General features: G+C 70.9%; 22 protein-coding genes. 10 read left to right on the top strand and 12 right to left on the bottom strand.

The genetic code is table 11. The features are described 5' to 3' along the window. Nucleotides 1–11: 11 nt before the first annotated feature. Entirely contained in the window at nucleotides 12–1,634 is a 1,623-nt protein-coding gene (locus ACZ7L9_RS05200; protein WP_471412605.1) for a carboxyl transferase domain-containing protein, read from the bottom strand. A gap of 260 nt (nucleotides 1,635–1,894) precedes the next feature. Between ACZ7L9_RS05200 and ACZ7L9_RS05195 the strand changes: the two genes are divergently transcribed. Continuing rightward, nucleotides 1,895–2,500 (top strand): SACE_7040 family transcriptional regulator, encoded by a 606-nt coding sequence (locus ACZ7L9_RS05195; RefSeq protein WP_471412604.1) that lies wholly within the window; start codon nucleotides 1,895–1,897, stop codon nucleotides 2,498–2,500. A gap of 103 nt (nucleotides 2,501–2,603) precedes the next feature. On the opposite strand, the gene ACZ7L9_RS05190 is transcribed toward ACZ7L9_RS05195, so the two are convergent. Both ACZ7L9_RS05190 and ACZ7L9_RS05185 read right to left on the bottom strand, forming a co-directional pair. Next, nucleotides 2,604–5,057 (bottom strand): ABC transporter permease, encoded by a 2,454-nt coding sequence (locus tag ACZ7L9_RS05190; protein WP_471412603.1) that lies wholly within the window; start codon nucleotides 5,055–5,057, stop codon nucleotides 2,604–2,606. Continuing rightward, nucleotides 5,051–5,812 (bottom strand): ABC transporter ATP-binding protein, encoded by a 762-nt coding sequence (locus tag ACZ7L9_RS05185; RefSeq protein WP_471412602.1) that lies wholly within the window; start codon nucleotides 5,810–5,812, stop codon nucleotides 5,051–5,053. The genes ACZ7L9_RS05190 and ACZ7L9_RS05185 overlap by 7 nt, the downstream gene beginning before the upstream one ends. A gap of 179 nt (nucleotides 5,813–5,991) precedes the next feature. Here ACZ7L9_RS05185 and ACZ7L9_RS05180 point away from each other — a divergent pair, with 179 nt between their 5' ends. From ACZ7L9_RS05180 to ACZ7L9_RS05160, 5 genes are all read left to right on the top strand, one after another. Beyond that, a complete protein-coding gene (locus ACZ7L9_RS05180) occupies nucleotides 5,992–7,281 on the top strand; it encodes a sensor histidine kinase (protein WP_471412600.1) in 1,290 nt (429 codons plus the stop codon). Continuing rightward, a complete protein-coding gene (locus ACZ7L9_RS05175; RefSeq protein ID WP_471412599.1) occupies nucleotides 7,254–7,913 on the top strand; it encodes a response regulator transcription factor in 660 nt (219 codons plus the stop codon). Before ACZ7L9_RS05180 ends, ACZ7L9_RS05175 begins: the two co-directional genes overlap by 28 nt. Before the next feature lie 209 nt (nucleotides 7,914–8,122). Beyond that, nucleotides 8,123–9,592, top strand: a complete 1,470-nt coding sequence (locus tag ACZ7L9_RS05170; protein WP_471412597.1) for a glycosyltransferase — start codon at nucleotides 8,123–8,125, stop codon at nucleotides 9,590–9,592. 65 nt (nucleotides 9,593–9,657) lie between these two features. Beyond that, entirely contained in the window at nucleotides 9,658–11,211 is a 1,554-nt protein-coding gene (locus ACZ7L9_RS05165) for a DUF6056 family protein (protein ID WP_471412596.1), read from the top strand. A gap of 66 nt (nucleotides 11,212–11,277) precedes the next feature. Beyond that, entirely contained in the window at nucleotides 11,278–12,057 is a 780-nt protein-coding gene (locus tag ACZ7L9_RS05160) for a phosphatase (RefSeq protein ID WP_189274199.1), read from the top strand. A gap of 29 nt (nucleotides 12,058–12,086) precedes the next feature. Here ACZ7L9_RS05160 and tesB read toward each other — a convergent pair whose 3' ends face one another. The 4 genes from tesB to ACZ7L9_RS05140 all read right to left on the bottom strand — a co-directional run bounded on the left by tesB (nucleotide 12,087) and on the right by ACZ7L9_RS05140 (nucleotide 16,522). Further along, entirely contained in the window at nucleotides 12,087–12,962 is an 876-nt protein-coding gene (gene tesB / locus ACZ7L9_RS05155) for an acyl-CoA thioesterase II (RefSeq protein WP_471412594.1), read from the bottom strand. An 18-nt stretch (nucleotides 12,963–12,980) separates the two neighbouring features. Then, on the bottom strand, nucleotides 12,981–14,138 hold the full coding sequence (locus ACZ7L9_RS05150; protein WP_471412593.1) for an acyl-CoA dehydrogenase family protein: 1,158 nt from the start codon (nucleotides 14,136–14,138) through the stop codon (nucleotides 12,981–12,983). 205 nt (nucleotides 14,139–14,343) lie between these two features. Next, nucleotides 14,344–14,748, bottom strand: a complete 405-nt coding sequence (locus ACZ7L9_RS05145) for a peptidase inhibitor family I36 protein (protein ID WP_471412592.1) — start codon at nucleotides 14,746–14,748, stop codon at nucleotides 14,344–14,346. A 208-nt stretch (nucleotides 14,749–14,956) separates the two neighbouring features. After that, nucleotides 14,957–16,522 carry a serine protease gene (locus ACZ7L9_RS05140; RefSeq protein WP_471412590.1) on the bottom strand — a complete coding sequence of 522 codons (1,566 nt, stop codon included), beginning with the start codon at nucleotides 16,520–16,522 and terminating at the stop codon, nucleotides 14,957–14,959. A 144-nt stretch (nucleotides 16,523–16,666) separates the two neighbouring features. On the opposite strand from ACZ7L9_RS05140, the gene ACZ7L9_RS05135 reads away from it, so the two are divergent. Further along, entirely contained in the window at nucleotides 16,667–17,338 is a 672-nt protein-coding gene (locus ACZ7L9_RS05135; RefSeq protein ID WP_471412588.1) for an RNA polymerase sigma factor, read from the top strand. Then, entirely contained in the window at nucleotides 17,335–18,429 is a 1,095-nt protein-coding gene (locus ACZ7L9_RS05130) for a CU044_5270 family protein (protein ID WP_471412586.1), read from the top strand. The genes ACZ7L9_RS05135 and ACZ7L9_RS05130 overlap by 4 nt, the downstream gene beginning before the upstream one ends. A gap of 206 nt (nucleotides 18,430–18,635) precedes the next feature. Here ACZ7L9_RS05130 and ACZ7L9_RS05125 read toward each other — a convergent pair whose 3' ends face one another. Next, the gene (locus ACZ7L9_RS05125) at nucleotides 18,636–19,247 is read right to left on the bottom strand and encodes a TetR/AcrR family transcriptional regulator (RefSeq protein WP_471412585.1); all 612 of its coding nucleotides are present in this window, start codon (nucleotides 19,245–19,247) and stop codon (nucleotides 18,636–18,638) included. A gap of 50 nt (nucleotides 19,248–19,297) precedes the next feature. On the opposite strand from ACZ7L9_RS05125, the gene ACZ7L9_RS05120 reads away from it, so the two are divergent. Beyond that, nucleotides 19,298–19,849, top strand: coding sequence for a GNAT family N-acetyltransferase (locus tag ACZ7L9_RS05120; RefSeq protein WP_471412583.1), 552 nt, complete (start codon nucleotides 19,298–19,300; stop codon nucleotides 19,847–19,849). A gap of 48 nt (nucleotides 19,850–19,897) precedes the next feature. Here the strand turns inward: ACZ7L9_RS05120 and ACZ7L9_RS05115 are convergent, their stop codons facing one another. From ACZ7L9_RS05115 to ACZ7L9_RS05100, 4 genes are all read right to left on the bottom strand, one after another. Beyond that, entirely contained in the window at nucleotides 19,898–20,074 is a 177-nt protein-coding gene (locus ACZ7L9_RS05115; protein ID WP_471412582.1) for a hypothetical protein, read from the bottom strand. Between the two features lie 169 nt (nucleotides 20,075–20,243). Then, complete coding sequence (locus ACZ7L9_RS05110; protein WP_471412793.1) at nucleotides 20,244–20,525, bottom strand: sulfurtransferase TusA family protein; 282 nt, start codon at nucleotides 20,523–20,525, stop codon at nucleotides 20,244–20,246. Between the two features lie 11 nt (nucleotides 20,526–20,536). Beyond that, a complete protein-coding gene (locus tag ACZ7L9_RS05105) occupies nucleotides 20,537–21,202 on the bottom strand; it encodes a class I SAM-dependent methyltransferase (protein ID WP_471412580.1) in 666 nt (221 codons plus the stop codon). 152 nt (nucleotides 21,203–21,354) lie between these two features. Continuing rightward, on the bottom strand, nucleotides 21,355–22,815 hold the full coding sequence (locus ACZ7L9_RS05100) for a PucR family transcriptional regulator ligand-binding domain-containing protein (protein ID WP_471412578.1): 1,461 nt from the start codon (nucleotides 22,813–22,815) through the stop codon (nucleotides 21,355–21,357). 127 nt (nucleotides 22,816–22,942) lie between these two features. On the opposite strand from ACZ7L9_RS05100, the gene ACZ7L9_RS05095 reads away from it, so the two are divergent. Then, nucleotides 22,943–24,412 carry a sodium:solute symporter family protein gene (locus tag ACZ7L9_RS05095; RefSeq protein ID WP_471412577.1) on the top strand — a complete coding sequence of 490 codons (1,470 nt, stop codon included), beginning with the start codon at nucleotides 22,943–22,945 and terminating at the stop codon, nucleotides 24,410–24,412. Nucleotides 24,413–24,491: the final 79 nt, after the last annotated feature.

The raw sequence follows: 24,491 nt of genomic DNA, 5'->3' as shown, positions 1-24,491 counted from the left end.
TCATCTGTTCCTCACATCCGGAAGACGCCGAAGCCGGGCGCTGCGTGGTCCTTCTGGGGCAGCGGGGCGTTGGCACACGCGGTCAGAGCGAGCCCCAGCACCTGCCGGGTCTCCAGCGGGTCGATCACGCCGTCGTCCCAGAGCCTGGCCGTGGCGTAGTACGCGTTGCCCTGGGTCTCGTACTGCTCGCGGATCGGGGCCTTGAACGCCTCCTCGTCCGCCGCGCTCCAGTCGTCGCCCAGCTGGTCGCGCTTGACCGTCGCGAGGACGGACGCGGCCTGCTCGCCGCCCATGACGGAGATCTTCGCGTTGGGCCACATCCACAGGAAGCGGGGGGAGTAGGCGCGGCCACACATGGAGTAGTTGCCCGCGCCGTACGAACCGCCGACGACCACCGTCAGCTTCGGCACGCGGGTGCAGGCGACCGCCGTCACCATCTTGGCGCCGTGCTTGGCGATGCCGCCGGCCTCGTAGTCCCGCCCCACCATGAAGCCCGAGATGTTCTGCAGGAAGACCAGCGGGATGCCGCGCTGGTCGCACAGCTCGATGAAGTGGGCGCCCTTCTGGGCGGACTCGGAGAACAGGATGCCGTTGTTCGCGACGATCCCGACCGGGTGGCCGTGGATCCGGGCGAAGCCGGTGTTCAGCGTGGTGCCGTACTCCGCCTTGAATTCGGCGAACCGTGAGCCGTCCACCACCCGGGCGATCACCTCCCGGACGTCGTACGGCGTGCGGGAATCGACCGGGACGGCCCCGTACAGCCCGGCGGGATCGACCTTCGGCTCCTCGGCCGGCCGCACGGACCACGGGAGCGCCGCGCGGTCCGGCAGCGTGGCGACGATGTTCCGCACGATCCGCAGCGCGTGCGCGTCGTCCTCGGCGAGGTGGTCGGTGACCCCCGACGTGCGGGAGTGCACCTCGCCGCCGCCGAGCTCCTCGGCCGTCACGACCTCGCCGGTCGCGGCCTTCACCAGCGGCGGACCGCCCAGGAAGATCGTGCCCTGGTTCCGTACGATCACGGCCTCGTCGCTCATCGCGGGGACGTACGCCCCGCCCGCCGTGCACGACCCCAGCACGGCCGCGATCTGCGGGATGCCGGCGCCCGACATCCGGGCCTGGTTGTAGAAGATCCGCCCGAAGTGCTCCCGGTCCGGGAAGACCTCGTCCTGCATCGGCAGGAACGCGCCGCCCGAGTCGACCAGGTACAGACAGGGGAGCCGGTTCTCCAGCGCCACCTCCTGGGCGCGCAGGTGCTTCTTCACGGTCATCGGGTAGTACGTGCCGCCCTTGACGGTCGCGTCATTGGCGACGACCACGCACTCCCGGCCGCTGACCCGGCCGATCCCGGCGATCACCCCGGCCGCCGGGGCGGCGCCCCCGTACAGCCCCTCGGCCGCCAGCGGGGCCAGCTCCAGGAACGGGGAACCTGGATCGAGCAGGGTGTCCACCCGGTCCCGGGGCAGCAGCTTGCCTCGCGCCACATGCCGGGCGCGCGCCTTCTCACCCCCGCCGAGCCTGGCCGTGGCGAGTCGCGTGCGCAGCTCGTCGGCGAGCGCGTGATGCGCCGCCTCGTTGGCCTGCCAGGCCTCGGAGGCGGGATCGGCCGCGCTCGCCAGAACCGGTGCCTGCTGCATCCTGTCGAGCCCCCTTGCCCGTACCGCAGTGGTTACGACCTCGCCCACGATTGTCAGCGGCGTCGCGGTGTCCGGGACCTCCGCCTCCGGCGTTGTCGTCGGTCGCCGACGCTCCGCGTCGACTCCCTCCTCCGCCTTGGATTCGAAGGTCCCAGACGCCGCTCCTTCTCCCACTGCCAATCGTGGGCGAGGTCGTTAGTGAGCGTTAACGTATACGTTCAGGTTAACGACCGCTAACCCGACTGTCTAGAATCGAATCCATGACCATCAGGACGGACGCCCCCACCCGCCGCGAGCAGATCCTCAAGGAGGCCGCCCGCCTCTTTGCCGAGCGCGGCTTCCACGGTGTCGGCGTCGACGAGATAGGTGCCGCGGTCGGCATCAGCGGCCCCGGTCTCTACCGGCACTTCCCCGGCAAGGACGCGATGCTCGCCGAGCTGCTGGTCGGCATCAGTGAGCGGCTGCTGGCGGGCGGGCGGCTGCGTGTGTCGGAGGACGCGGCCTGTGGCGACAGCTCGCCGCAGGCCCTGCTCGACGCGCTCATCGAGGGCCACATCGACTTCGCCCTCGACGACCGCCCCCTGATCACCCTCCACGACCGCGAGCTGGACCGCCTCCGGGACGCCGACCGCAAGCGGGTCCGCCAGCTCCAGCGGCAGTACGTCGAGGTGTGGGTGGATGTCGTCCGCGAGGTGTATCCGGACCTGCCCGAGCACGAGGCCCGCGCCGCCGTCCACGCCGTCTTCGGGCTGCTGAACTCGACCCCGCACCTGGGCCGCCCCGGCGCGCAGCCCGACCGTGTCGGCACGGCGGCGCTGCTGCACCGGCTGGCGCGCGGGGCGTTCGAGGCGGCGGCCCGCGCATAGGCCCCGGACTCAATGCTCGCCCTGCACCTGCACCTGCTGGGTGAGTCCCGGGGCGCCCCGGCCTGCGGGTGTCCCGAAGCCGAGAGGTGCGGCGGTCGGGTGGTCACTCTCGAACGCCCGCCGACTCCACCGCCCTGCGGCGCAGGGCGAGTGAGGCGGGAACGACGGACGAGACCACGGCGAGCACCGCACAGGCGCCCACGGTCGCGCCGATGGCCGGCCAGGGAATCTCGATCGTGGTCCACACCGACAACAGGCCCAGGGCGCTCCACAGGCCCGCCAGGTTGAGCCCGGTGACCAGGAGTCCCAGCGCTCCGCCGACCGCCACCACCATCAGCGCCTCGGCACCCACCAGTCGCAGCACCTGCCACCGGGTGGCTCCGGCCAGGCGCAGTACGGCCAGGTCGCGAACCCGGTCAGAGGTGGCCATGACCATGGTGTTGGCCAGGGAGATGCCGGTGTAGAGGAGGGCGATGCCAAGGACCAGAAGGAAACCCATCCGGGTCATCCGGTTCGTCCGGGGGTAACTCGCCTGCACCCACTGGTCCTTGGTGAAGACCTGCCCGCCCGGAGCGTGCACCACCGCACGCAGTCCAGCGACCACGGCACCCGCGTCGGCACCGTCCGCGACGGCGACGTCGACCCGGTCGACGGTCGCGCCCGCGGCGTTGCGCGGGGTGACGTAGACGCCGTTGTTGCCGGTGCCGGTGGTCATCACCGCGGCGATCCTCAGCGATTTCTTCGTGCCGTCGCCGAGCCACACCTGCACGCGCTGCCCCACGGTGTGTCGCTGCCACTCCTCGGTGACGATGATCGAGTCGTCGTCGAGGTCGCTCGCCCTCCCGGCGGCGATCGGCAGGCGGGTGGTGGCGGTGAGCGCGCGGGGGTCGGCGGCGCGGGCTCCGGACCTGATGAGCGCCACGCCGTCCTCCAGGACGTAGACGGCGCTCGACGAGGTCGCGGACACTTCGGCGCCGGGCACTTCGCGCAGCTTCCGGAGCGTCGCCGCGTCGAAGCCCGCGCCGTGCGCCGGGGTGGCGACGAAGTCCGCGGCGGTCTGCTCGCGCGTCTCGGTGGCCCTCGCCTCGTTCAGCGTGGCGGTGGCGCCCAGGAGCGAACCTGCGAGGGCGACCGTGACCAGGACGGGAGCCGCGATCGCGGCGGTACGCCGAACGTCGGCGGCGGCGTTCTCGCGCACGAGCATGCCGCCGGCGCCGGGCAGTTGGGCCGGGAGCCAGGCGAGCAGCCGGGTCAGCGGGCGCACCACGACCGGCGCGAGCAGCGCGACCGCGGTGATCAGCAGCATCGGCCGGCTCACATAGGTCTTGCGGTGCAGCAGGTCACCGGGGTCGGTGACCAGGGCCAGGCCAAGTGTCACGGCGGCGGCAAGCAGCAGGGCGGTACCGCACAGCCGGCGGGCCCACGTCATCGTCCGGGCGTCCACGGAGGCCTCGCGCAGTGCCTGGGCCGGGCCGGTGCGGCCGGCCCGCCAGGACGCGGCCACCGCGCCGCACAGCGCGACGAGCAGGCCCGTCCAGAAGGCCATGTGGTAGGGCCAGGTGTAGTCGCCGATGGTGAACCAGGCCGGGGCCAGGCCGCCGTCGACCACCCGGGCGGCCAGCCGGGGAGCCCCGTACGCGCCGAGCGCGCAGCCGGTGGCCGAGGCCGGCACGCCGACCGCAAGGGCCTCGGCGAGGACCATGCGCCGAATCTGTGCCGGAGTGGCTCCGGCGGTGCGCAGCAGTCCGAACTCCCGGCGCCGCTGGGCGACGGCGAACGCGAAGGTGGAGGCGACGACGAAAACCGACACGAAGGCGGCGACGCCGCCTGCCGTACCGAACATGGCGTTCATCGCGGAGAGGGCCTCGCTGTCCCGGCCCGGGTCGGCGTCGGCGTAGCGGCGCGCGTCACCGGTGAGGACCTGGACACCCGTGCCGCGCACCACCTCGCGCACGGCCGCCGGTTTTGCGTTGATGACCAACTGGGCACTGGTCGGCGACAGTTCGGCGGCGCGTTGGTCGGTGTAGAAGACGGCGTTCTCGAAGCCGTGCCCGGCAACGGAGCCGACGATGCGTACGGTGCCACGATCGGTCCGTACGCGCTCGCCCGGCTTCGCCCAGGTGCCGCTGACGACCACCTCATCGGCCTCGCGGGGCGCGCGCCCCGCGTCGATCCGGTACGGGGCGAAGGCGGCGACGGACCAGGGGTGGCCCACCAGGTCACCGGGCCCGCCCTGCGCCAGTACGGCGAACGACCGGTCCTCGACCACGACGCCGAGTTTCTTCAGCTTCGCGACGGTGGCGGCGGGCACGGCGCGCGGTCGGGCGAGCTTCTGCACCCTGTCGCCGATCGGGGTGGGCACGCGCAGGGTGCCCGCTTCCTTGACCACGACCGGCGCGGCGGCGAATCGTTCCGGCTTCCGATCGGGCGCGTCCAGCGACGAGGAGAGGGCCAGACCCATCACGGTGATCAGCCCGACGCCCAGCGAGAGCGCGACGAAGCTGCCGACAAAGGTGACCCACCGGGTGCGCAGGGTGCGCAGGGCTACGTTCAGCACGGCACGGCCTCCAGCTTGGTCATGCGCGCGGCAATGTCGTCGGCGCTCGCCCCGACCAGCTCGCCGTTGACCCGACCATCGACAAGGAGGACCACGCGGTCGGCGTACGAGGCGGCCACCGGGTCGTGCGTGACCATGGCGATGGTCTGGCCCTCTGTGTCGACCATGCCGCGCAGCAGGGCCAGCACCTCATGGCTGGTCTGCGAGTCCAGGGCACCGGTCGGCTCGTCGCCGAAGAGCACCTCGGGCCGTGTGATCAGGGCGCGGGCCAGGGCGACGCGCTGCTGCTGGCCTCCGGACATCTCCGTCGGCCGGTGCCGCGCCCGCCCGCCGAGCCCGACCTGTTCGAGCACCTCGCGCACCCGGGCCCTGGTAGGGCGGCGGCCGGCAAGCCGCAGGGGCAGCGCCACGTTCTGCTCGGCGGTCAGGGACGGCAGCAGGTTGAACGCCTGGAAGACGAATCCGATGCGCTCGCGCCGCAGCAGGGTCAGCTTGGTCTCGTTCAGCCTCGTCAACTCGGTCCCGCCCACGGTGACCGACCCCGACGTGGGCCGGTCGAGCCCCGCGGCGCACTGCAGCAGAGTCGACTTGCCCGAACCGGAAGGCCCCATGATCGCGGTGAACGTCCCCTCGGAGAAGGACAGTGAGACCTGGTCGAGCGCGGTGACGGTGCTGTGGCCCGACCCGTACCGTCTGCTGACGGAGCGCAACTGGATCGCCTCGCTGTTTCTGCGGCTGTTCCCGGCTTCGTGCATTTGTCCCCCATTGGTCCGGCCCGTCCTCAGGGCGCCGTCGTAGGTCGCTCCACGAAACCGCGCGGGGGCATCGCGGTGCACTACGGCAGAACCGAGACCTGGGGTAGGGCCAGGCATACGCCCGTTCCTCCCCCTGGACCCATGGCACCGGACGGGGTCGGTCTCCTACGGTGATCGCCATGCACCCTCGGAACGTGTGGCAGGCCATGTCCCGGCCGGACTTCCTGCTGTCGCCGTGGCCCTGGCGCTCGGTCGGGTACCTGCTCACCGGCGCTACGACCGGCGCCGCCGCTCTTCTCGCGATCGTGGTGCTGGCAGTGCTCGGCGGAGCCCTGGCCATCGTGCTGGTGGGGCTGCCACTGCTCGTCGCCGCAGCCCTCGCCGGAATCCCGGTGGCCGCGGTGGAGCGGCGCAGGCTGCGCATGGTCGACCTCGATCCGGCACCCGACCAGCACAGGGCGCCCTCCGCCGTGGGCCTGCGGTCATGGCTGACGACGCGTCTGAAGGAGCGGGCAACCTGGCGGGAGCTCGGGTACGCCCTGCTGTTCGCGGGGCTGCTGTGGCCGATCGACGCCCTTGCGGTCACGGTCGCCCTGCTTTTCCCGCTGGCCATGACCGTGGCTCCGTTGCTGATGGCCACGGTGGGCGAGGGCCGGGAGACCAAGGTGCTCAAGCTGTGGACGGTCACCACCTGGCCGACGGCCTTCGGCATCGCCGTGCTCGGGCTCTTCCTGCTGGGCCTGGGCGCCTACGTCCTGGGGGGCGCGGCCGGTGCCCGGGCCCAACTGACCCGCCTTCTGATCGCCTCACGAGAGAGCGAGTTGGGAGAGCGGCTCGCCGAAGTGGCGCAGTCCCGCGTTCGGCTGGTGGACGCCTTCGAGGCGGAACGGAGGCGCATCGAGCGCGATCTGCACGATGGGGCGCAGCAGCGGCTGGTGGCACTGACGATGACGCTCGGCCTGGTCCGCCTCGACGCACCGCCCGGGCCGCTCGCCGACCAGCTCGCCATGGCTCATGAGGAGGCCGGCAAGACGCTTGCCGAGCTGCGCGAGCTCATTCACGGAATCCACCCCAAAGTCCTGACGGACTACGGCCTGCCGGCGGCGATCGATGATGCCGCCGACCGTTCCGCGGTCGCCGTGGACGTCGACCTCGAACTGCCGGGGCGGCTGCCCCCTGCGGTCGAGTCCGCCGCGTACTTCGTGGTCTGCGAGGCGCTTGTCAACGTCGCCAGGCACAGCGGGGCGAGCCGTGCGGAGGTGAGCGGTGAGCACCGCGACGGGCGGCTGTTCCTCCGGGTGCGCGACGACGGCCGGGGCGGCGCGGACGCCGCGGCCGGAAGCGGGCTGGCCGGACTCGCGGACCGGGTATCGGTTCTGGATGGAAGACTCTCCCTGTCCAGTCCGCCGGGCGGACCGACCCTGTTGGATGTGGAGTTCCCTTGCGAGTCGACCGATCGCTCCGCGTAGTGCTGGCCGAGGACAGCGTGCTGCTGCGGGAAGGGCTCATCGGCCTGCTCGGCCGCTGCGGGCACGAGGTCCTGGCGGCCGTCGGGGATGCCGAAGCTCTGTTCGTCGCGGTCGAGGAGCACGCGCCCGACATCGTCGTAACGGATGTGCGCATGCCTCCAGGTTTCCAGGATGAGGGATTGCACGCCGCAGTGCGGCTGCGCGAGAAGCGGCCCACGCTGCCCGTCCTGGTCCTCAGCCAGTACGTGCAGCGGACGTACGCCTCGGAACTCCTGGACTCCGGTGACGGATCGGGCGTCGGCTATCTGCTCAAGGACCGAGTCGGGCAGGTCGAGGAGTTCGTGGACGCGCTGTGCCAGGTCGCGGACGGCGGCACGGTCGTCGATCCCGAAGTCGTGCGCCAACTGCTGCGCCGCCGCCGCGATCCGCTGGAGCGGCTCACCCCACGCGAGCGGGAGGTTCTGGCCCTGATCGCGGCAGGCAAGTCGAACAGTGCGATCGCCCGCGAACTGGTGGTGTCCGAGGCAGCCGTCGGCAAACACATCGGCAGCATCCTCACCAAGCTGGACCTGCCCCCGGCGGTCGAATCCCATCGCAGGGTACTGGCGGTTCTCGCCTACCTGCGGGCGTAACGCGCGTTCATGGGCATGCCGGTAGACGCATCGTAATTCCGACCGGCCTTCGAATACATGATTCGAATATATGAATTGATGCAACGGGGAAGGAGCGGTTCCCTAAATTCCCCTTGCTTTTCCTCCGCGAGGCTCCTTCGGTCGGAGTGTCGCAGCGCCCCCAGGCATATGGTTTGAGCTGTCTCACCCACGCCTGATGGGGAATTTAAATGAAAACATGTCAGGTTTCGATCGTTGTCCCCTGTTTCAATGAGGACGAGGTCATCGAGACATTTCACCGTGCCCTGATCTCTGCCCTCGAACCCACTCGGCGGACCTTCGAGATCTGTTACGTCGATGACGGCAGCAGTGACCGGACCAGGCTCCGGATCGGTTCACTCGCCACTGCCGACCGGCGAGTCCGCTACACCTCCTTCAGCCGTAATTTCGGCAAGGAGGCCGCCATGCTCGCGGGGCTGCGCATGTCCCGCGGCGACGCCGTCGTCCTCATGGATGCCGACCTCCAGCACCCGCCCGAACTGGTGCCCCGCATGCTGGAGCTGCGGCAGCGGGGCTACGACCAGGTCGTCGCGCGGCGCGACCGCGACGGAGAGGGTGCCCTGCGTACCTTTCTCAGCGCCGCCTACTACCGGGCCATGGGCCGGTGCATGGACGTCGAGGTCGTCGACGGCGAGGGCGACTTCAGACTGCTGTCGCGAACCGCCGTGGACGCCGTGCTCGCGCTGCCCGAGACCAACCGGTTCTCCAAGGGGATCTTCTCCTGGATCGGCTTCGACACCGTCAGCTTCACCTACCGCAACATCCAGCGCGCCGCGGGACATTCGAAGTGGGGCGGCAGACGCCTGTTCAACTACGGGATCGACGGGCTGATCTCCTTCAACAGCCGTCCGCTGCGCCTGGCCATCCACGGTGGCCTCGCGCTCGCGCTTGCGGCGCTGGGATACGCGCTGTGGACCATCGTCGGCGTGGTGCTCCACGGCGTTGCCGTACCCGGCTACACCACCCTGCTGACCGCCATCGTGGCGCTCGGTGGAATCCAGCTCGCCACGCTCGGCATCATCGGTGAATACGTGGGACGCATCTACTACGAGGCGAAACGCCGCCCGCACTACGTGGTCCGGGAAACGAATGAATCTCCGCATGTTCTCCCGGTCGACATTCCGACGGAAGTGCGTTCGGGCCCGTCCGCCCCCGGCGGCAGGACGCCGTTGGCGGGGCGTACCGGGTCGACCGCGCTCGGGGCGTCCAGGTTCCGCACCGTGCGCCAGTTCATCGAGTTCGGGCTGATCGGAGTCGTCAATACGGCGGTATATCTGGCCGTATACGCCACGCTGAACCCCTGGATTCCCTACCTGGCCGCGCACGTCATCGGATATGTGGTCAGCGTCGTGGGATCGTTCCTGCTCAACTCGTACATCACCTGCCGTACGAAGCCGACCTGGCAGGCCTTCGTCCGGTATCCCCTGTCGAGCGTCGTCAATCTCGTACTCACCGGCGTTCTGCTCTACCTCGGTGTGAGCAGGCTGGGCATGGACAAGAACATCGCCGCCGTGGCCGCGGGAATCCTCGCCACCCCCTTCTCGTTCCTCCTCGCCCGCTGGGCCATCGACTCGGGAACCGCCCTGGCCCGGCAGAGCGCCGGCCCGGCCGAGAGCCGTGCCGGACACACCGCACCGTGAAACCACACCGCCCGAACCTCTCGGCGGGCAAGACGCGAGCACCGTACGAAGGACACCCAGTGCACATGACCGCAGACATGTCGAAATCCGCTGACACGTCGAAATCCGCCGATACCTCGGAGGCCGTCGGCACACAGCCGCAGAGCGCGGACTCCCATCGGCCGGAAGCCCGCCCGGGCCGGGGGCGGCGGTGGGCGACGATCTGGACGATGGCCCTCACCCTGCTGCCGCTCGCCCTGCTCGGCGCGGCCTTCTGGATCGGCCGCCTGGTCCGTCCGGGAGGGGACGACTGGTGCTTCCTCCCGGTCGTACGGGACGAGGGCGCCGCCGGGATGATCGCGAAGTTCTTCCTCCACGACAACGGACGTATCGCCAACGCGCTGCTCGTCGTCGCGTACGGGGCCTTCGGCGTCGCGGGCCATCAGTGGTTCGCCCTGGTCAGTGGGGTGCTCATGCTGGGCATCCTCTGGGCGCTCATCGCCTCCGTGCTCAAGAGGGCCGGGCTGACCGGGCCGCGCGGGCTCGCGCTGCTGGTGAGCGCGATGACGGCGGCGATCTTCTTCCTCGCGACGCCCAACCCGTACAAGACGTTCTACTGGCCCGCCTCCTCCGTCTCGCACACCGTCTCACCGGTGCTGGCCTGCGCCGCACTGATCCCCCTGCTGCGCGCGCGGACCTGGTGGGGACGCGCCCTCGCGCTGGGTGTCGCGTACCTGGCCGGGATCTTCATCGGCACCCTGTCGGAGGAGACGTCGGTCGTCGTGTTCACCATGATCGCCGCCGTCCTGTTGATCAGCTGCTGGGCCCTTCCCGGTCCCGGCCGGACCCACACGCGTATCTGGTGCGCCGTGGCCTTCGCCGGGGTCGCGGTCGGGACGGCCATCCTGTACCTGTCGCCCGGCGCACGCGCCCGCCGTGAACGGTTCGGCGCCGACGGCGCCTCCATGTTCGGGCCGGAGGCACTGACCACGGCACTGCGGGCGTTCGCGCACATCCTGGGGACGATCTTCACGACCTGGCAGTACGTGGGAGCGGTCGCCGTCGGCGTACTGCTGGGACTGCTGGTGCGCGGCGGCGGGGAGCAGGGAAGCGACGCGCCGGCGGGGTCCCTGCGCCGCAGGCCCTTCCTTCCGGTCATTGTCGGATTCTTCGCCTTCCTGGTCTCCGGCTACCTCTGCATCGTCGTCGCCTACCCCGCCTTCGGGTCGAGCGTGCGTTACGCGTCGCGCATCTGGGGCGACTTCCTCCTGCTGTACGTGCTGCTCCTGGTCGGCATCGGCGCCCTGCTGGGACGGGCGCTGCGCACCGTCCGGTGGGGGATCCGTGCGACGGCGGCGGTGGCCGCCGGAGCCGTATGCGCCGTGGTCTGCGCCGGCCTTGCCGTCCCGCTGCTCCAACTGGAGCGGAAGATGGACGTGCGCGCCCAGCGCTGGGACCGGCAGGACCGGTGGCTGAGGGAACAGGCGGCGCGCGGCGCCCAGGTGCTTCCGTACACACCGGTGTCGGTCAGCGGGATGGGGGAGCCGTTCGGTGACCACGGCAAGAGGGTGTGGCCGGGAGGTTGCGTCGCCAAGTACTACCACCTCAAGAAGATCACCTACTCGACCCGGCTTCCCTGATCGGCCGGCCGGTCCGCCGTACAAGACACCCGGCACACTGCGCACACCTGACGGCACAATGGGTTCATGCCGATACCCAGCCGTGCCGCCCTCGTGGAACACCTCGTCCGTACGCGCATCGCCGGAGACGTCGCCACCCCCCGCGACAACAACCTCTCCCACTACCGCAAGCTCGCCAACGGCGACCGCCACTACTGGCTGGGTCTGGAGCTCGGGGACCGGTGGCGCGACGAGCAGGACGTGCTGGCCGTGATGGCCGAGCGGTGCGGTGTGAGCGACGACCCGGAGCACCGGTTCGGGCAGGACACCATCGACCCGGAGCTGACGGTCGACGCCCTGGAGCGGATGGCGGCGCGGCTGCGCAAGGCGGCGGCGGGCGCGCAGCGCGTGCTGTTCGCGACCGGGCACCCGGGCGGGCTCCTCGACGTGCACCGGCAGACCGCGCAGGCGCTGCGGGCCGCCGGGTGCGAGATCGTACGGATCCCCTCGGGGCTGGTGGCCGACGAGGGCATGGTGTTCCAGTTCGCGGACGTGGCGGTGCAGGAACGCGGCGCGACGCTCTGGCACACGCACTCGCCCGCCCCGATGGCCGCGATCCTGGACGGTCTGGAGCGGGAGGGCCGGCCGCTGCCGGACCTGGTGGTCGCCGACCACGGATGGGCCGGGTGCGCGGCGCAGCGCGGGCTGGACGCGGTGGGGTACGCGGACTGCAACGACCCGGCGCTCTTCCTCGGCGAGGCGGAGGGGACGCTCCAGGTGGCCGTACCGCTGGACGACCACGTGCTGGACCCGCGGTTCTACGACCCGCTGACGGACTATCTGCTGGACGCGGCGGGGCTGATCTGACGACGACGGGGCGTGTCGGGGGCGACGGGTCAGTCCCGGGGGACGCGGACCACGCCCTCCTGGATCACGGTGATCGCCAACCGTCCGTCCTGCGTGTAGATGCGGGCCTGGCCGAGCCCCCGCCCGCCGGACGCGGACGGCGACTCCTGGTCGTACAGCAGCCATTCGTCGGCCCGGAACGGCCGGTGGAACCACATCGCGTGGTCCAGGCTCGCCCCGACCACGTCGCCGACCGTCCAGCCGCCGCGCCCGTGGGCGAGGAGCACCGAGTCGAGCAGCGTCATGTCGGAGACGTACGTCGCCATGCAGACGTGCAGCAGCGGGTCGTCGGCGAGCTTGCCGTTGGTGCGGAACCACACCTGGGAGCGGGGCTCGCGCGGCTCGCCCACCGTGCCGAAGGGCGGCGCGTCGACGTACCGCAGGTCGACCGCGGCCCGTGCCTCGATCATCCGGTCCAGGATGCCCGGCTCGCTGAAGCGGTCCGCGTACCGCGGCAGCATCTGCGCGGCCGTGGGCAGCGTCTCGGGGTCCGGGGCGGGCGGCATGGCCGCCTGGTGCTCCAGGCCCTCCTCGTGCGTCTGGAAGGACGCCGAGAGGTGGAAGATCGGCTGGCCGTGCTGGACGGCGACGACCCGGCGGGTGGTGAAGGAGCGGCCGTCGCGGATGCGGTCGACGCTGTAGACGATCGGCGCGCCGGGGTCGCCCATCCGCAGGAAGTAGGAGTGCAGGGAGTGGGCCGTGCTGTGGGCGGGGACGGTACGGCCCGCGGCGACCAGGGCCTGGGCGGCGACCTGGCCGCCGAAGACGCGGGGCACGATCGCCGAACGGCTCGTGCCCCGGAAGATGTCCTGCTCGATCTGCTCCAGGTCGAGCAGATCGAGCAGGGAATCAAGTGCTGAGCTCATGGGGAGAACGTAACCGCTCTACAGGCCCATGGACTTGGCGATGATCGACTTCATGACCTCGCTGGTGCCGCCGTAGATGCGGTTGACCCGGTTGTCGGCGTACAGACGGGCGATCGGGTACTCGTTCATGTAGCCGTAGCCGCCGTGCAGCTGGAGGCAGCGGTCGATGACGCGGTGCGCGACCTCGGTGCAGAACAGCTTCGCGGAGGCGGCCTCGGCGGCGGTCAGCTCCCCGGCGTCGTGGGCCTCGATGGCGCGGTCGCAGACGGCCTCGGCGGCGTCCACCTCGGCCTGGCAGGCGGCCAGTTCGAACTTGGTGTTCTGGAACGACGCGACGGTCTTGCCGAAGACGGTGCGGTCCTGCACGTAACTCTGGGCGAACCGGACGGCGGCCTTGGCCTGGGCGTACGCGCCGACGGCGATGCCGAGGCGCTCCTGCGGCAGATTCTGGCCGAGGTAGGAGAAGCCCTTGTTCTCCTCGCCGAGGAGGTCCTCGACCGGCACCTTGACGTCGACGAACGCCAGCTCGGCGGTGTCGGAGGTGCGCAGCCCCAGCTTGTCGAGCTTGCGGCCGACCGAGTAGCCCTCGGCCTTGGTGTCGACGACGAGGAGGGAGATGCCGTGCCGCCGGTCGTCAGCCTTGGGCGCGTCCGTGCGGGCGCAGACGATGACCCGGTCGGCGTGGACGCCGCCGGTGATGAACGTCTTGGCTCCGTTGAGGATGTAGTGCGTACCGTCCTCGGAGAGCTTGGCGGTGGTCTTCATGCCGGCCAGGTCGGAACCGGTGCCCGGCTCGGTCATGGCGATGGCGTACATCGTCCTGCCGCTGACGAAGTCCGGCAGCCAGCGCTTCTTCTGCTCCTCGGTGGCGTACGCCTTGATGTACGGCAGGCAGAGCAGGACGTGCACGCCGGAGCCGCCGAAGTTGACGGCCGCGCGGGCGCACTCCTCGGAGATGATCGCCTCGAACTTGAACGACTCGACCCCGGCGCCGCCGTACTCCTCCGGCACCTCGATGCCGAATATGCCCAGCTCGGCGAGCTTGTAGTAGAAGTCGCGGGGCACCTGGCCGGCCGCGAACCACTCGTCGTAGACGGGGGCGACCTCGGCCTCGATGAAGGCGCGGATGGTCTCCCGGAACGCCTCGTGGTCCTCGTTGAATACCGTACGGCGCACGGGGTGCCTCCTTGGTCAGCTTCGATCGGCTTCGGGCGAGCTTCGGCCAGGCTGGCTAAGCGCTTGCTCAGTTCTGGTCAAAAGTTACCCGGCAGTCATCGGCGCTGTCCAGGGTGATGCTCAGCACGCCCGCTGCGACGGTCCGGCCGCGGACGCCGATGAGCCCTTCCCGGCCACCGGCCGGGAAGGGCTCATCGCGCGCTCCTCACTGGGGCTTGAAGGACCGGATCTGGTAGTTCCCCTGGAGGTTGCCGCCGTGTCCGGCGGCGGTGGATCCGACCCGCGAGTTGTAGTTGGTCTTGGTGTAGTACTGCACGCGATGCCCGGTCGCGTTCCAGACCGAGCGGACGTTCTTGCCCCGCTGGATGAACGAGCAGTCGTCGGCGGTATTCGCCCGCTTCTTGTCCGACCACTGGCAGCGGGTGCCACCCCCGTTCCAGTCGCTGTAGATACAGAAGTAGCCGGGGCTGCAGCTGTAGGAAGCCCGGGCGCTCTCGACGGCGGCGTTCCCGGTACCGGCGTTCTCGGCGGCTCCGGCCGCGGCGGGCCCGGTGCCGAGCCCCAGGGCCAAGGCGATCGAGGTGACGGCGAGCGCGGTGATGCGGTTCATGGCGAAGCCCCTTCCTTCCTGTGCGTGACGGGGTGGATACTCTTAGTGATCGTCAGCCTGGCACGGCTGTTACCGCAGAAGCCAGGGCGGAGGGAGGGGCGCCCGAAGCGTGCGTCGCGGCTCGGGACGCCCCTGTGTACACCCGGCGCGCACACGGTCTCCGTTCACCTGCCCGGACTACGGGGCCATGGCGGCAGGCGTCACGGGGTCACTGGGTGCGGTAGGCGTCGATGACGGTCTGGGTGAGAGTGTTCCCATCGGTGTCGGTCAGTGCGGCGCGCAAAGAGACGCCGGTGCCCGCGCGCGGGTTGTGAACCGTGACGGCGCCGCGCTCGACCGGGACCCGGGTCCACGAAGTGCCGCCGTCCACGGATACCGAGACCGCCACCGAGCGTGTGCGTCCGTTCGCGGCGGCGCCCAGCACGGTGACCGGGACACGGAGCGTCTCGTTCGCCACCGCGGTGCCGGTCGGGCTGAGTTCGGGCGAGAACCGCACGGCACTCACCGGCACGGGGACCGGGCCCTTCGTCGTGTCCGAGGTGAAGGTCCACGACGTGGTCACCCGCGTGGCGACGCCGGGTGCACCCCCGCGCTTCACCGTGCTGGTGAGCCGGTACGCCGCGCGCCCCGGCGCCACGCCGAACTCGGCCTTTCCGGGGGTGCCGGTCTTCGTCCCGGCGAGCACACCGTTGCGGTGCAGTGTGGTCGACGCCGTGTCGTACGACGGTGACGACGGCACGTGGCCGTCGCCGTCGGCGAGCAGCGGAACGTCGACGGCGAGCCGGTTGCCCTTGCGCACGACGCCGGGGCGGTCGGTGAGATCGGGGCCGAAGACGGCGTTGTCGAAGGTGTGGGTGGTCGTGCTTCCGGCGCGCACGGCGATGCCGTTGGCGCTGTAGCGGTTCGATGCCGCGCCGGGCGCGGTGGGGGCCCAGTAGGTGATGTCCCAGGTGCCGCGTTCAGGCGTCACGAGGTAGGTGGCGGTAGCGGGGGTCGACAGGGCCTGGGTGACACCGAGGGTCGGTCCGGCAGTGGGTTGCAGGTCGACGGTGGCCCTCCCCTCCGTGCCCGGCCGGGCCGTGCCGCGGATCTGCACAGTGGCCAGGTCCTTCGCGGCGGGGTGCCTGACCAGCCCGGTCAGGGCGCGGCTGCCGGTGAAGGTGTGGCCGAGCGCGTAGCCGGCGGTCTCGGTCGTCCAGTAGGAGTCGAACCACTGCTTCACCGATCCGGGTTCGCTGTCGGGGCCCAGGTGCGCGACGCGCAGGTTCGGTGTGCCGTTGACCAGGTTGGCGCTCCGGACCGCGCCGTCGTGCTCGACCTGGACGAACATCGCGCTGTGCAGGAAACCCGCGGAGCGGTCGGGCGGCCGTACGTCGACGGGGGCGGTGGTCCGCGCGTCGACGGTGATGGTGGTGTCACGGTCGAGGTCGAGGCGTGGCTGGACGACCCAGTCCGTGCCGTCCCCTTCCTTGCCGGTGGCCAGCTCACTGTCCAGGAGGTAGCGGCCCTTGGGCAGACGCACGGTGGTCGTGCCGGAGGCGTCGTACGGATGGACGGCCTCGTCGGCACCCGGCCCGGAGATTCCGGTGACATGGGTGGAGTAGTCCGCCGTCCGGTGCCCGGTGCGGTCGAGGTGAGTGATCGTGAGGGTGTACGTCGCGGGCTCTGCGGCGAAGGCGGCGGCGTTCCATGCGGGCATCGTGCTGCCGACCAGGGCGACGGCGAGCGCGAGTGTCCGGAGCGCGCTCCGGCGGGGTACGGAAGAACTGTTCATGACTTGCACTGCGCTGCCGGGCGTCGGCGTTCCCGTGAGCTGAGTCACACGGACACGGGAACGAGGCCCCGCAGTGGCAGGCGTGTGGCGCACGTCACCGGAACCGGCGCAACGGACGCGGCAGGGCAGAGTGTGGAACCACTCATGAGGAATCGTTTCCGCCGCGGAGACCGCGACTCCCTGGGAGAGCTGTACGACGAGCACGCCCAAGTGCTGTACCGCTATGCCCTGCGGGTGACGGGCGACTGGGCGGAGGCCGAGGACGTCGTTTCGTCGACCTTCCTGGAGGCGTGGCGCAGCCGGGAGAAGCTGCGCCCCGACGGGGACGGTCTGCGGCCGTGGCTGCTGGGCATCGCCACCAACATCATGCGCCGCAACGCACGCGCACGCCGATGCCGCGAGGTCGCGCTCGCCCGTGTCCCGGAACGCGGCTCGATCCCGGACTTCGCCGACGATCTCGTCACGCACCTCGCGGATACCGAGCAATTGCGGGCCGCGCACGCCGCTCTCACCCGCCTGCGCCGCCGGGACCGGGAGGTCTTCACCCTCGTGGTGTGGGCCGGCCTGGACTACGCGGCAGCGGCCGAGGCGCTCGGCGTGCCGGTCGGCACCGTCCGGTCGCGCCTGTCCCGCGCCCGTACCCGACTGCGTGAGCTCACCGACGCCGAAGCCCGCGCCACCCGCTCGCACGACACACGGGCCGGAACCGAACGGCCACCCGCGTCGGGAAACAGAGCCCCCGTCACTAACACCCCCGCCAAGCCACTGCCGGGCCGCCCCGTGGCCCCGTTGCTGACCCAGGAGAACCACGGATGAACATCACCCCGCGGCGCCGTACGCACCACCGGTCCGAAGAGGCCGAACGCCCCGGGCTCACCGCGCTGCTGCCCCCGCCGCCGGTCCCCGGCCTGGACCCCGACCGTGAACTGCTGCTGAAGGAAACCCTGCTGCGCGAGGCCGCCGTCGCCGAACCGCGTGGCGGCCTCAACTCCCGGGCCTCGCACCCGCGTCGGCGTCTGGTCCGGGTCATGGTGCCCGCCGTCGCCTGCACCCTGGCGGTCGGCGGTGTCGTGGCGGTCAACCTCGCGGACACGCCGGGGCACGGCACCACCGCGGTCACGGGTGGTCGCGCTCCCGGCACGTCCGAAGCGGCACAGCTCCTCGACCGCATCGCACTCGCGGCCGCCGGGAAGAAGCAACCGACGGTCGGCGCCGACCAGTTCGTGTACATCGAGAGCGAGGTCGCCTACGTCGGGCAGAGCGCCGGGGGCGGCAAGGCGACCATGCCTCCCGCGCACACGCGGCAGGTGTGGCTGTCCGCCGACGGCAGCCGGCCCGGCCTGCTGCGCGAGGAGGGCGAGCCCGACTCCTCGCTCGGCGGCGACGCACCGGTCTACGACCTCGACAGCCGAGGGGCAGAACCCCGGCTCCGCACCCCGCACAAGAAGGCCGCGTCGATCAGCGACCCGACGCACGCGTACGTCGCGTCGCTGCCCACCGACCCGGACGCCCTGCTGAAGCTGATCCGGGACGAGACCCACGGACAAGGCCAGGACCCGGACCAGCGAGCATTCGCCGCGATCGGCGACCTGCTGGCCGAGACCTGGGCACCCCCGAGGGTCGGCGCCGCGCTCTACAAGGCCGCCGCGAAGATCCCCGGAGTCACGGTGATCGATGCGGCCACCGACGCCGCAGGACGCGAGGGCGTCGCCGTCGCCCGTACGGCACACGGGCAGCAGACGCAGTGGGTCTTCGACCGGACCACGTACGCGTTCCTCGGCGAGCGCACGGTCCTCACCGAATCCGGCGACGCCGGCCCGGCCGGAACCGTTGTCGGCGTCTCCGCGGTCCTCACCAAGGCAGCGGTCGACCGTACCGGCGAGACTCCCGCGCCGACGACGGCGTAACACGGCAGCCCGCACGCCCGCGCGGCATGAACAGCCCCGTCCCCGGCCCGCTTGTACTGCGGGCCGGGGACGGGGCGTTCAGGGGCTCTCAGGGCGAGGCGCTGCGCGACGTGCACAGGATCGCCGAAAGTCGTGGCCTTCGCCTTCAGGCCCCCGGCCGCGAACGCGACGCCCCGGACGTCCGGAGCGGCGGGACCTCTCCGGAGTCACCCGTGATCGCCACCGGATGAGGGTGGGGAGGAGAGCGTGGCCAGGTAGTCGTCAAGGAGCTCGGCCTGGCGGTGGGGCGGGAACGCCGGGGGGTTGAAGAGAGCCTGTACCACCAGGCCGAGCACGAAGGACTGGGCACCGGCCGCGATGCGGGCCGGGTCTCCGGGGGGCAGTTCGCCGAGCTGTTGGGCTGCGGCGACGAGGTCGCGCAGCTTGTCGCGGCTCTGCGCGTACTTGCGGGCGTAGTCGTCGCTCACCTCGGGGTCGGCGAGCGCGGTGTCCCAGGAGGACACCCAGATCCGGTTGCTGTCGGTGGCCTCGTCGGTCAGTGGCAGGACGTCCAGCAACGCGGCCCTCAGGGCGGACAGGCCTTTCCCGGCGGGGCGCCGGGGGCGGGAGGCGCTGCGCACTTCGAGCAGGTCGAGTGCGTACGCAACCAGGTCGCGTTTGGTGGGGAAATAGTGGGTGAGCAGACCGGTGGTCGCGTCGAGCTGGGCGGCGACGGCGCGCATGGTCAGTCCGCCGAAGCCGTGCGCGGCCAACACCCGCCAGACCGCCTCGGAGACGTCACGTCGACGGGCCTCGTGGTCCCCCTTGGTTCGTGGCATGCTGCTACGGTACATAACCATAACGCTTGTTGTGTAAATGTGAGGTCATCATGTTCTCCCTCCCGCTGCGGGACAACGCCCGCCTCGGTCCGCTTGAGATATGGCATGCAGAGGAGTTCGCCGCCCACCTGGACCGGGCCCGCGAGCACATCCGGCCGTGGGTCGGGGCGGGGTTCGTCACCGACGACCTCGACGGGGCGCGGGCTACGCTTCGCCGCTACGCCGAGCGTCAGGCCGGGGACGGTGCCCGGATCTTCGGTATCCGGCTCGACGGCACGCTGGTCGGCGGCGTGATGTTCGTGGACTTCGACGCCGCCTCGGGATCGTGCGAGATCGGTTGCTGGCTGGAGCCGGCCGCCGAGGGCCACGGCCTGGTCACAGAGGCGTGCCGCGCTTTGCTGGACTGGGCCTTCATCTCCCGGGGGCTGCATCGCGCCGAGTGGCACTGCCGAGCCGACAACGAGCGCAGCTCCGCAGTGGCCAAGCGGCTCGGCATGACGCTCGAAGGCGTACGGCGCGAGTACTGGTCCTACGGCGGCACCCGTCACGACAAGCAGATGTGGGGGATCCTCGCCCCCGAATGGCGAACCCGTCGTCAATGAACAGAAGCCCCTGTCGCTGCGCCCCTTTCCCTCCGGACGCGCCACCGCTCACCGCTGCCGCAGCGCGGTGAGCGGGGCGAGGAGGGCTCGGGCGTGGGCCTCGGCCTGGTAGGGAGGGATCAGGTAGGCGAGGCCGCCTCCGGTACCGGTGTCGTGGTGGGCAGACGGGTGCGGCGCGAGCCGGATCGGCGACCTCGCCCGCGCCGCCCTCGTCCACAACAGCATCTGGAAATGATGACCGCTGAGGAAACCTCAGTGGAACACGATGGCGTGGCCGCCGGTGATGCTCGCCAGGCATGCCCGGTAGAGCTGACGCCAGGCGAAACGCTGGGTCCGTCCGGCGTGCGGACACGAGCTGCGCGTTGTTGCCCTCGTATTTCGTGCAGACACCACTTCATGGAGTCGGTACCGGGTGCCAGGGAGCGCCAGGGAGGGTGGGCCGGGCGTCTGCGGTCAGCCGGAGCGCGTACACGGGGCGCTCGCCGGGCACCGGGCCCAGGTAGTCATGGCCGACCATGTGGCACCAGGCCGGCAGGTCGAGGGGTGCGGCCGGATCCGTCGCGATCACGTGCACCACGGTGCCCGGTGGCGCCCCCTCGATCTGCCTGCGAAGACGCAGCAGAAGCGTGACGCACAGCAGTCCGGTGCCGTCAACGGTGATGTCCGCCGGGGGCATCAGGTCGGAGCTCACCGGGGCAGGGTCTGGGTGATGCGCCACAGGCGGCGGGGCAGGTCGCCTTCCTCGAAGGCGTGGACCTCATCGAGTGTCCAGCCGTCGGCGAGGGAGTCGACAAGATGGCGGGGGAAGAAATGCACGGCGAAGCCTCCGTGTTCGTGGATGTCGTCGCCGTGGGCGGTGCCGACGCCGTAATGGGCGTCGCCGGTGTGCCGGACGGTATAGACGAAGGTTCCGCCGGGCCGCAGCACGCGACGGACCTCGCGCACGAGGCCGTGGATCTCTTCGGTGGACAGGGCCATGCACAGCAACATGTGCGCGAAGACCGCGTCCACGCACGCGTCCGGCAGAGGCAAGGGCTCGCGTACATCGTGGACCGTGGTGGTCACCCGCTCGGCGACGTCCTGGGACAGAGCGGCCCGGCGCAGCTGTTCCAGGCCGACGGGGCTGAAGTCGGTGGCCCGGACGGTGAATCCCTGGCGGGCGAGCCAGAGGGCGTCGCGGCCGTGCCCGGCGCCCAGCTCCAGCACGTCCTTCGCTCCGGCCGCCCGGAAGACCCGGGCGGCGTGGACGGCGGGGGCGGAGGGCTCCTCGCCGTACATGCCCGGGTGGGAGGTGTAGGTGTTCTGCCAGTGCTGCCGTTGTGTCTCGGCCAGCTCCTCGGCGCCGTCGCTCATGTCTACTTTCTTCCCTTTCCGGATTCCCGACAGCCCAGGAGGGCGTTGGTCAGGGCTCCGCGCAGCTGGTCGGCCGTCGGCACGCCGGCCAGGGGTGGCCTCCGAAGCGGTGGCCGGTGTCGTGGTGCCGGTGCGTCAGGAGTATCGACGGCTCATCGTTGCCGCAACGCGAACCACAGTTCCGTCCGTACGTCCATGTCGTCCAGGTCCGCGTCCAGGAGCGTCGCGCAGCGGGCGATGCGTTGGCGGACCGTGTTGCGGTGGACCTGGAGGGCGGTCGCCGTGCGGTCCCAGCTGCCGTGCAGGCTCAGCCAGCAGCGCAGGGTCTCGGTCAGGGGTTCGGCGAGCGGGGCGAGGAGGGCGCGGGCGTGGGCCTCGGCCTGGTCCGGGGGGATCAGGGCGGCCAGGCCGAGACCTGCGTCGGTGTGGTGGTGGGCCAGCGGGGTGCGGGTGGCCACGGCGCGGCTCAGGGCGCGGGACGCCTGGCCGTCGGCGAGGTCGAGCGCGGTGATGGGCGCCGGGGCCGAGGCGCCGAGTGTCCAGCCGGGCTGCGGGGTGATCCGGTCGCCGCCGGGGACCAGCACCCGGACGGCGTCGCGACCCCGGCCCGCGTCGACCAGGGCCGAGCCCAGGGATGCGCCCAGCGCACCGGCGGTGAGCGGGTCGACCGGGCCGTCGCCGCTGCGGCGCGCGTGCACCACCGTCCACTGATCGCCGCCGCCGAGCAGCGGGGCGACGTCCTGCGGGTCCGCGCCCAGCAGCAGCCGTACGAGGGCGGCCGACCGGCCCGCCGCGTCGGCGCCCTGGTGCGGAGCGGCCAGCAGGGAGAGCAGGACGACCGCGATACCGGCGACGGTGTGGTCGCCCGCCTCGCGCCGGCCCGTCGCCAGCGCCAGGACGAGGCCCTGCCCGCCGCCCAGTGCGTACGCGGACAGGTGCGCCTCCCGCAACGTGTCGGTCGCGGACGTCGGAGCGGGGCGCGGTCCGGCGGAGACCACCCGGGTGAGCCGCGCCAGTGCCGCGCCGACGTCGGGGGCCGGGCGGCGGCCCGCCGCGTGCAGCTCCTCGCCGTCGGCGGAGAGCAGCACCGCCCGGCCCTCCAGCTGGGTCGCCAGCTGATGCAGCACCGTGGGGATCGGGTCGGGCCGGGCCGCCGCCGTGGCCAGAGCCTGCTGGGCGCGGTTCACCCGGCGCAGCTCGCGGTGCCGGGCCTCGGCCATCAGCCGCCACACCGCCCGCGCGATCGCGGTGAACGGGGTCTCGGGCGGCACCTCCACCAGGGGCAGACCGTGCCGGTCGCACGCCTCGATCAGGGCCCGTGGCACCGTGTCGAACACCGGCGTCACCCCGAAACCGAGCGCCGCCGCCCCCGCCTCCACCAGCCGGGCCACATAGGCGTCCGGATCCTTGAGCAGCACCCCGGCGCTCAGCAGCAGCTCACCGCCGAGCAGATACGGGTACGGGTCGGCCATCTCCGAGGTGTGCACCCATAGCAGCTCCGCCTCGGCCGGACCCGCGATCCGGTGCAGCCCGAGCTCCTCGCGGGCGAGCAGCTCCGTGAGAGGGATCGGGGGAGTGGGTGGCGGGGTGAGCCCCGTAGCGGTGTCCTGCATGGACGGTCCATCCATCGAAGATGCGAAGAATGGATGAAACTTACACTTCAGTGCCGCCTGTGGGCCACCTACCGTCTTCACCACATACGACAACGACGTGCGCACGTGACTGAAACGGAGGAAGCCCATGGCTGTCGACTACGCGGTGATCATCGTCTATCTGGCCGGCATGCTCGCCATGGGCTGGTGGGGCATGCGCCGCGCCAAGTCCAAGAGCGAATTCCTGGTGGCCGGACGCCGCCTCGGCCCCTGGATGTACTCCGGCACGATGGCCGCCATCGTTCTCGGCGGTGCCTCCACCATCGGCGGCGTCGGCCTCGGCTACCAGTACGGGCTCTCCGGCGCCTGGATGGTCTTCACCATCGGCCTCGGACTGCTCGCCCTGTCCGTCTTCTTCTCGGCACGCATCGCCCGGCTGAAGGTCTACACCGTCTCCGAGATGCTCGACCTGCGCTACGGCGGCAGGGCCGGGCTCATCTCCGGCGTCGTCATGTGGGCGTACACGCTGATGCTCGCGGTCACCTCGACCATCGCGTACGCCACCATCTTCGACGTCCTCTTCGACATGAACCGGACCGTCGCGATCATCCTCGGCGGCGCCATCGTCGTCGCGTACTCGACCCTCGGCGGCATGTGGTCGATCACCATCACCGACATGGTGCAGTTCGTCGTCAAGACCATCGGTGTGCTGCTGCTCCTGCTGCCCATCGCGGTGATCAAGGCGGGCGGCTTCAGCGAGATGAAGGCCAAGCTGCCCACCGAGTACTTCGACCCGCTGGGCATCGGCGGCGAGACGATCTTCACGTACGTGCTGATCTACACCTTCGGCATGCTGATCGGCCAGGACATCTGGCAGCGGGTGTTCACCGCGAAGAGCGACCGGACGGCGCGCTGGGGCGGCACGGTCGCCGGTACGTACTGTCTGGTGTACGCCATCGCCGGCGCCGTCATCGGTACCGCTGCCAAGGTCATGTACCCGAACCTGTCCAGTGCGGACGCGGCGTTCGCCACCATCGTCAAGGACGAACTGCCCGTCGGTGTAAGGGGACTGGTGCTGGCTGCCGCACTGGCCGCGGTGATGTCCACGTCCTCCGGGGCGCTGATCGCCTGTGCCACCGTCGCCAACAACGACATCTGGTCCCGGCTGCGGGGCGTCGTGTCGCGGGGCGGCGGCGAGGAACACGACGAGGTGAAGGGCAACCGCGCCTTCATCCTCATCATGGGCCTCGCGGTCATCGCCATCTCCATCGCGCTCAACAATGTGGTCGAGGCCCTGACCGTCGCGTACAACCTGCTCGTCGGTGGCCTGCTGGTGCCGATCCTGGGCGGTCTGCTGTGGCGCCGCGGGACCGCGACGGGCGCGCTGGCCGCGGTGTCGGTCGGTGGCGTCGCCGTGATCGGCCTGATGGCGGGGTACGGAATTCTCGCCAACGAACCGGTCTACTACGGGCTGTTGTCCTCGCTCGCGGCGTACGTGATCGTCTCCCTGGCGACGAAGCCCACCGACGCGGCGATCCTGGCCACCTGGCGCGAGCGGTTGGCGGGCCGGGGCGCGGAGCCCGCGGAGTCCGCCGCCCCGGAACCGGTCTCCGGGTAAGAGGAGCTCAGTCCTGTCCTCAATCGCCGGACGGGCTTGATTCCGCCCCCGCACGCTCGAATAACGTACGAACGCTCAC

It is taken from the genome of Streptomyces sp. NPDC111516 (assembly GCF_055635345.1).
The sequence above is the reverse complement of the archived record's forward strand: the minus strand, read 5'-3'. Positions and strand labels throughout refer to the sequence as shown.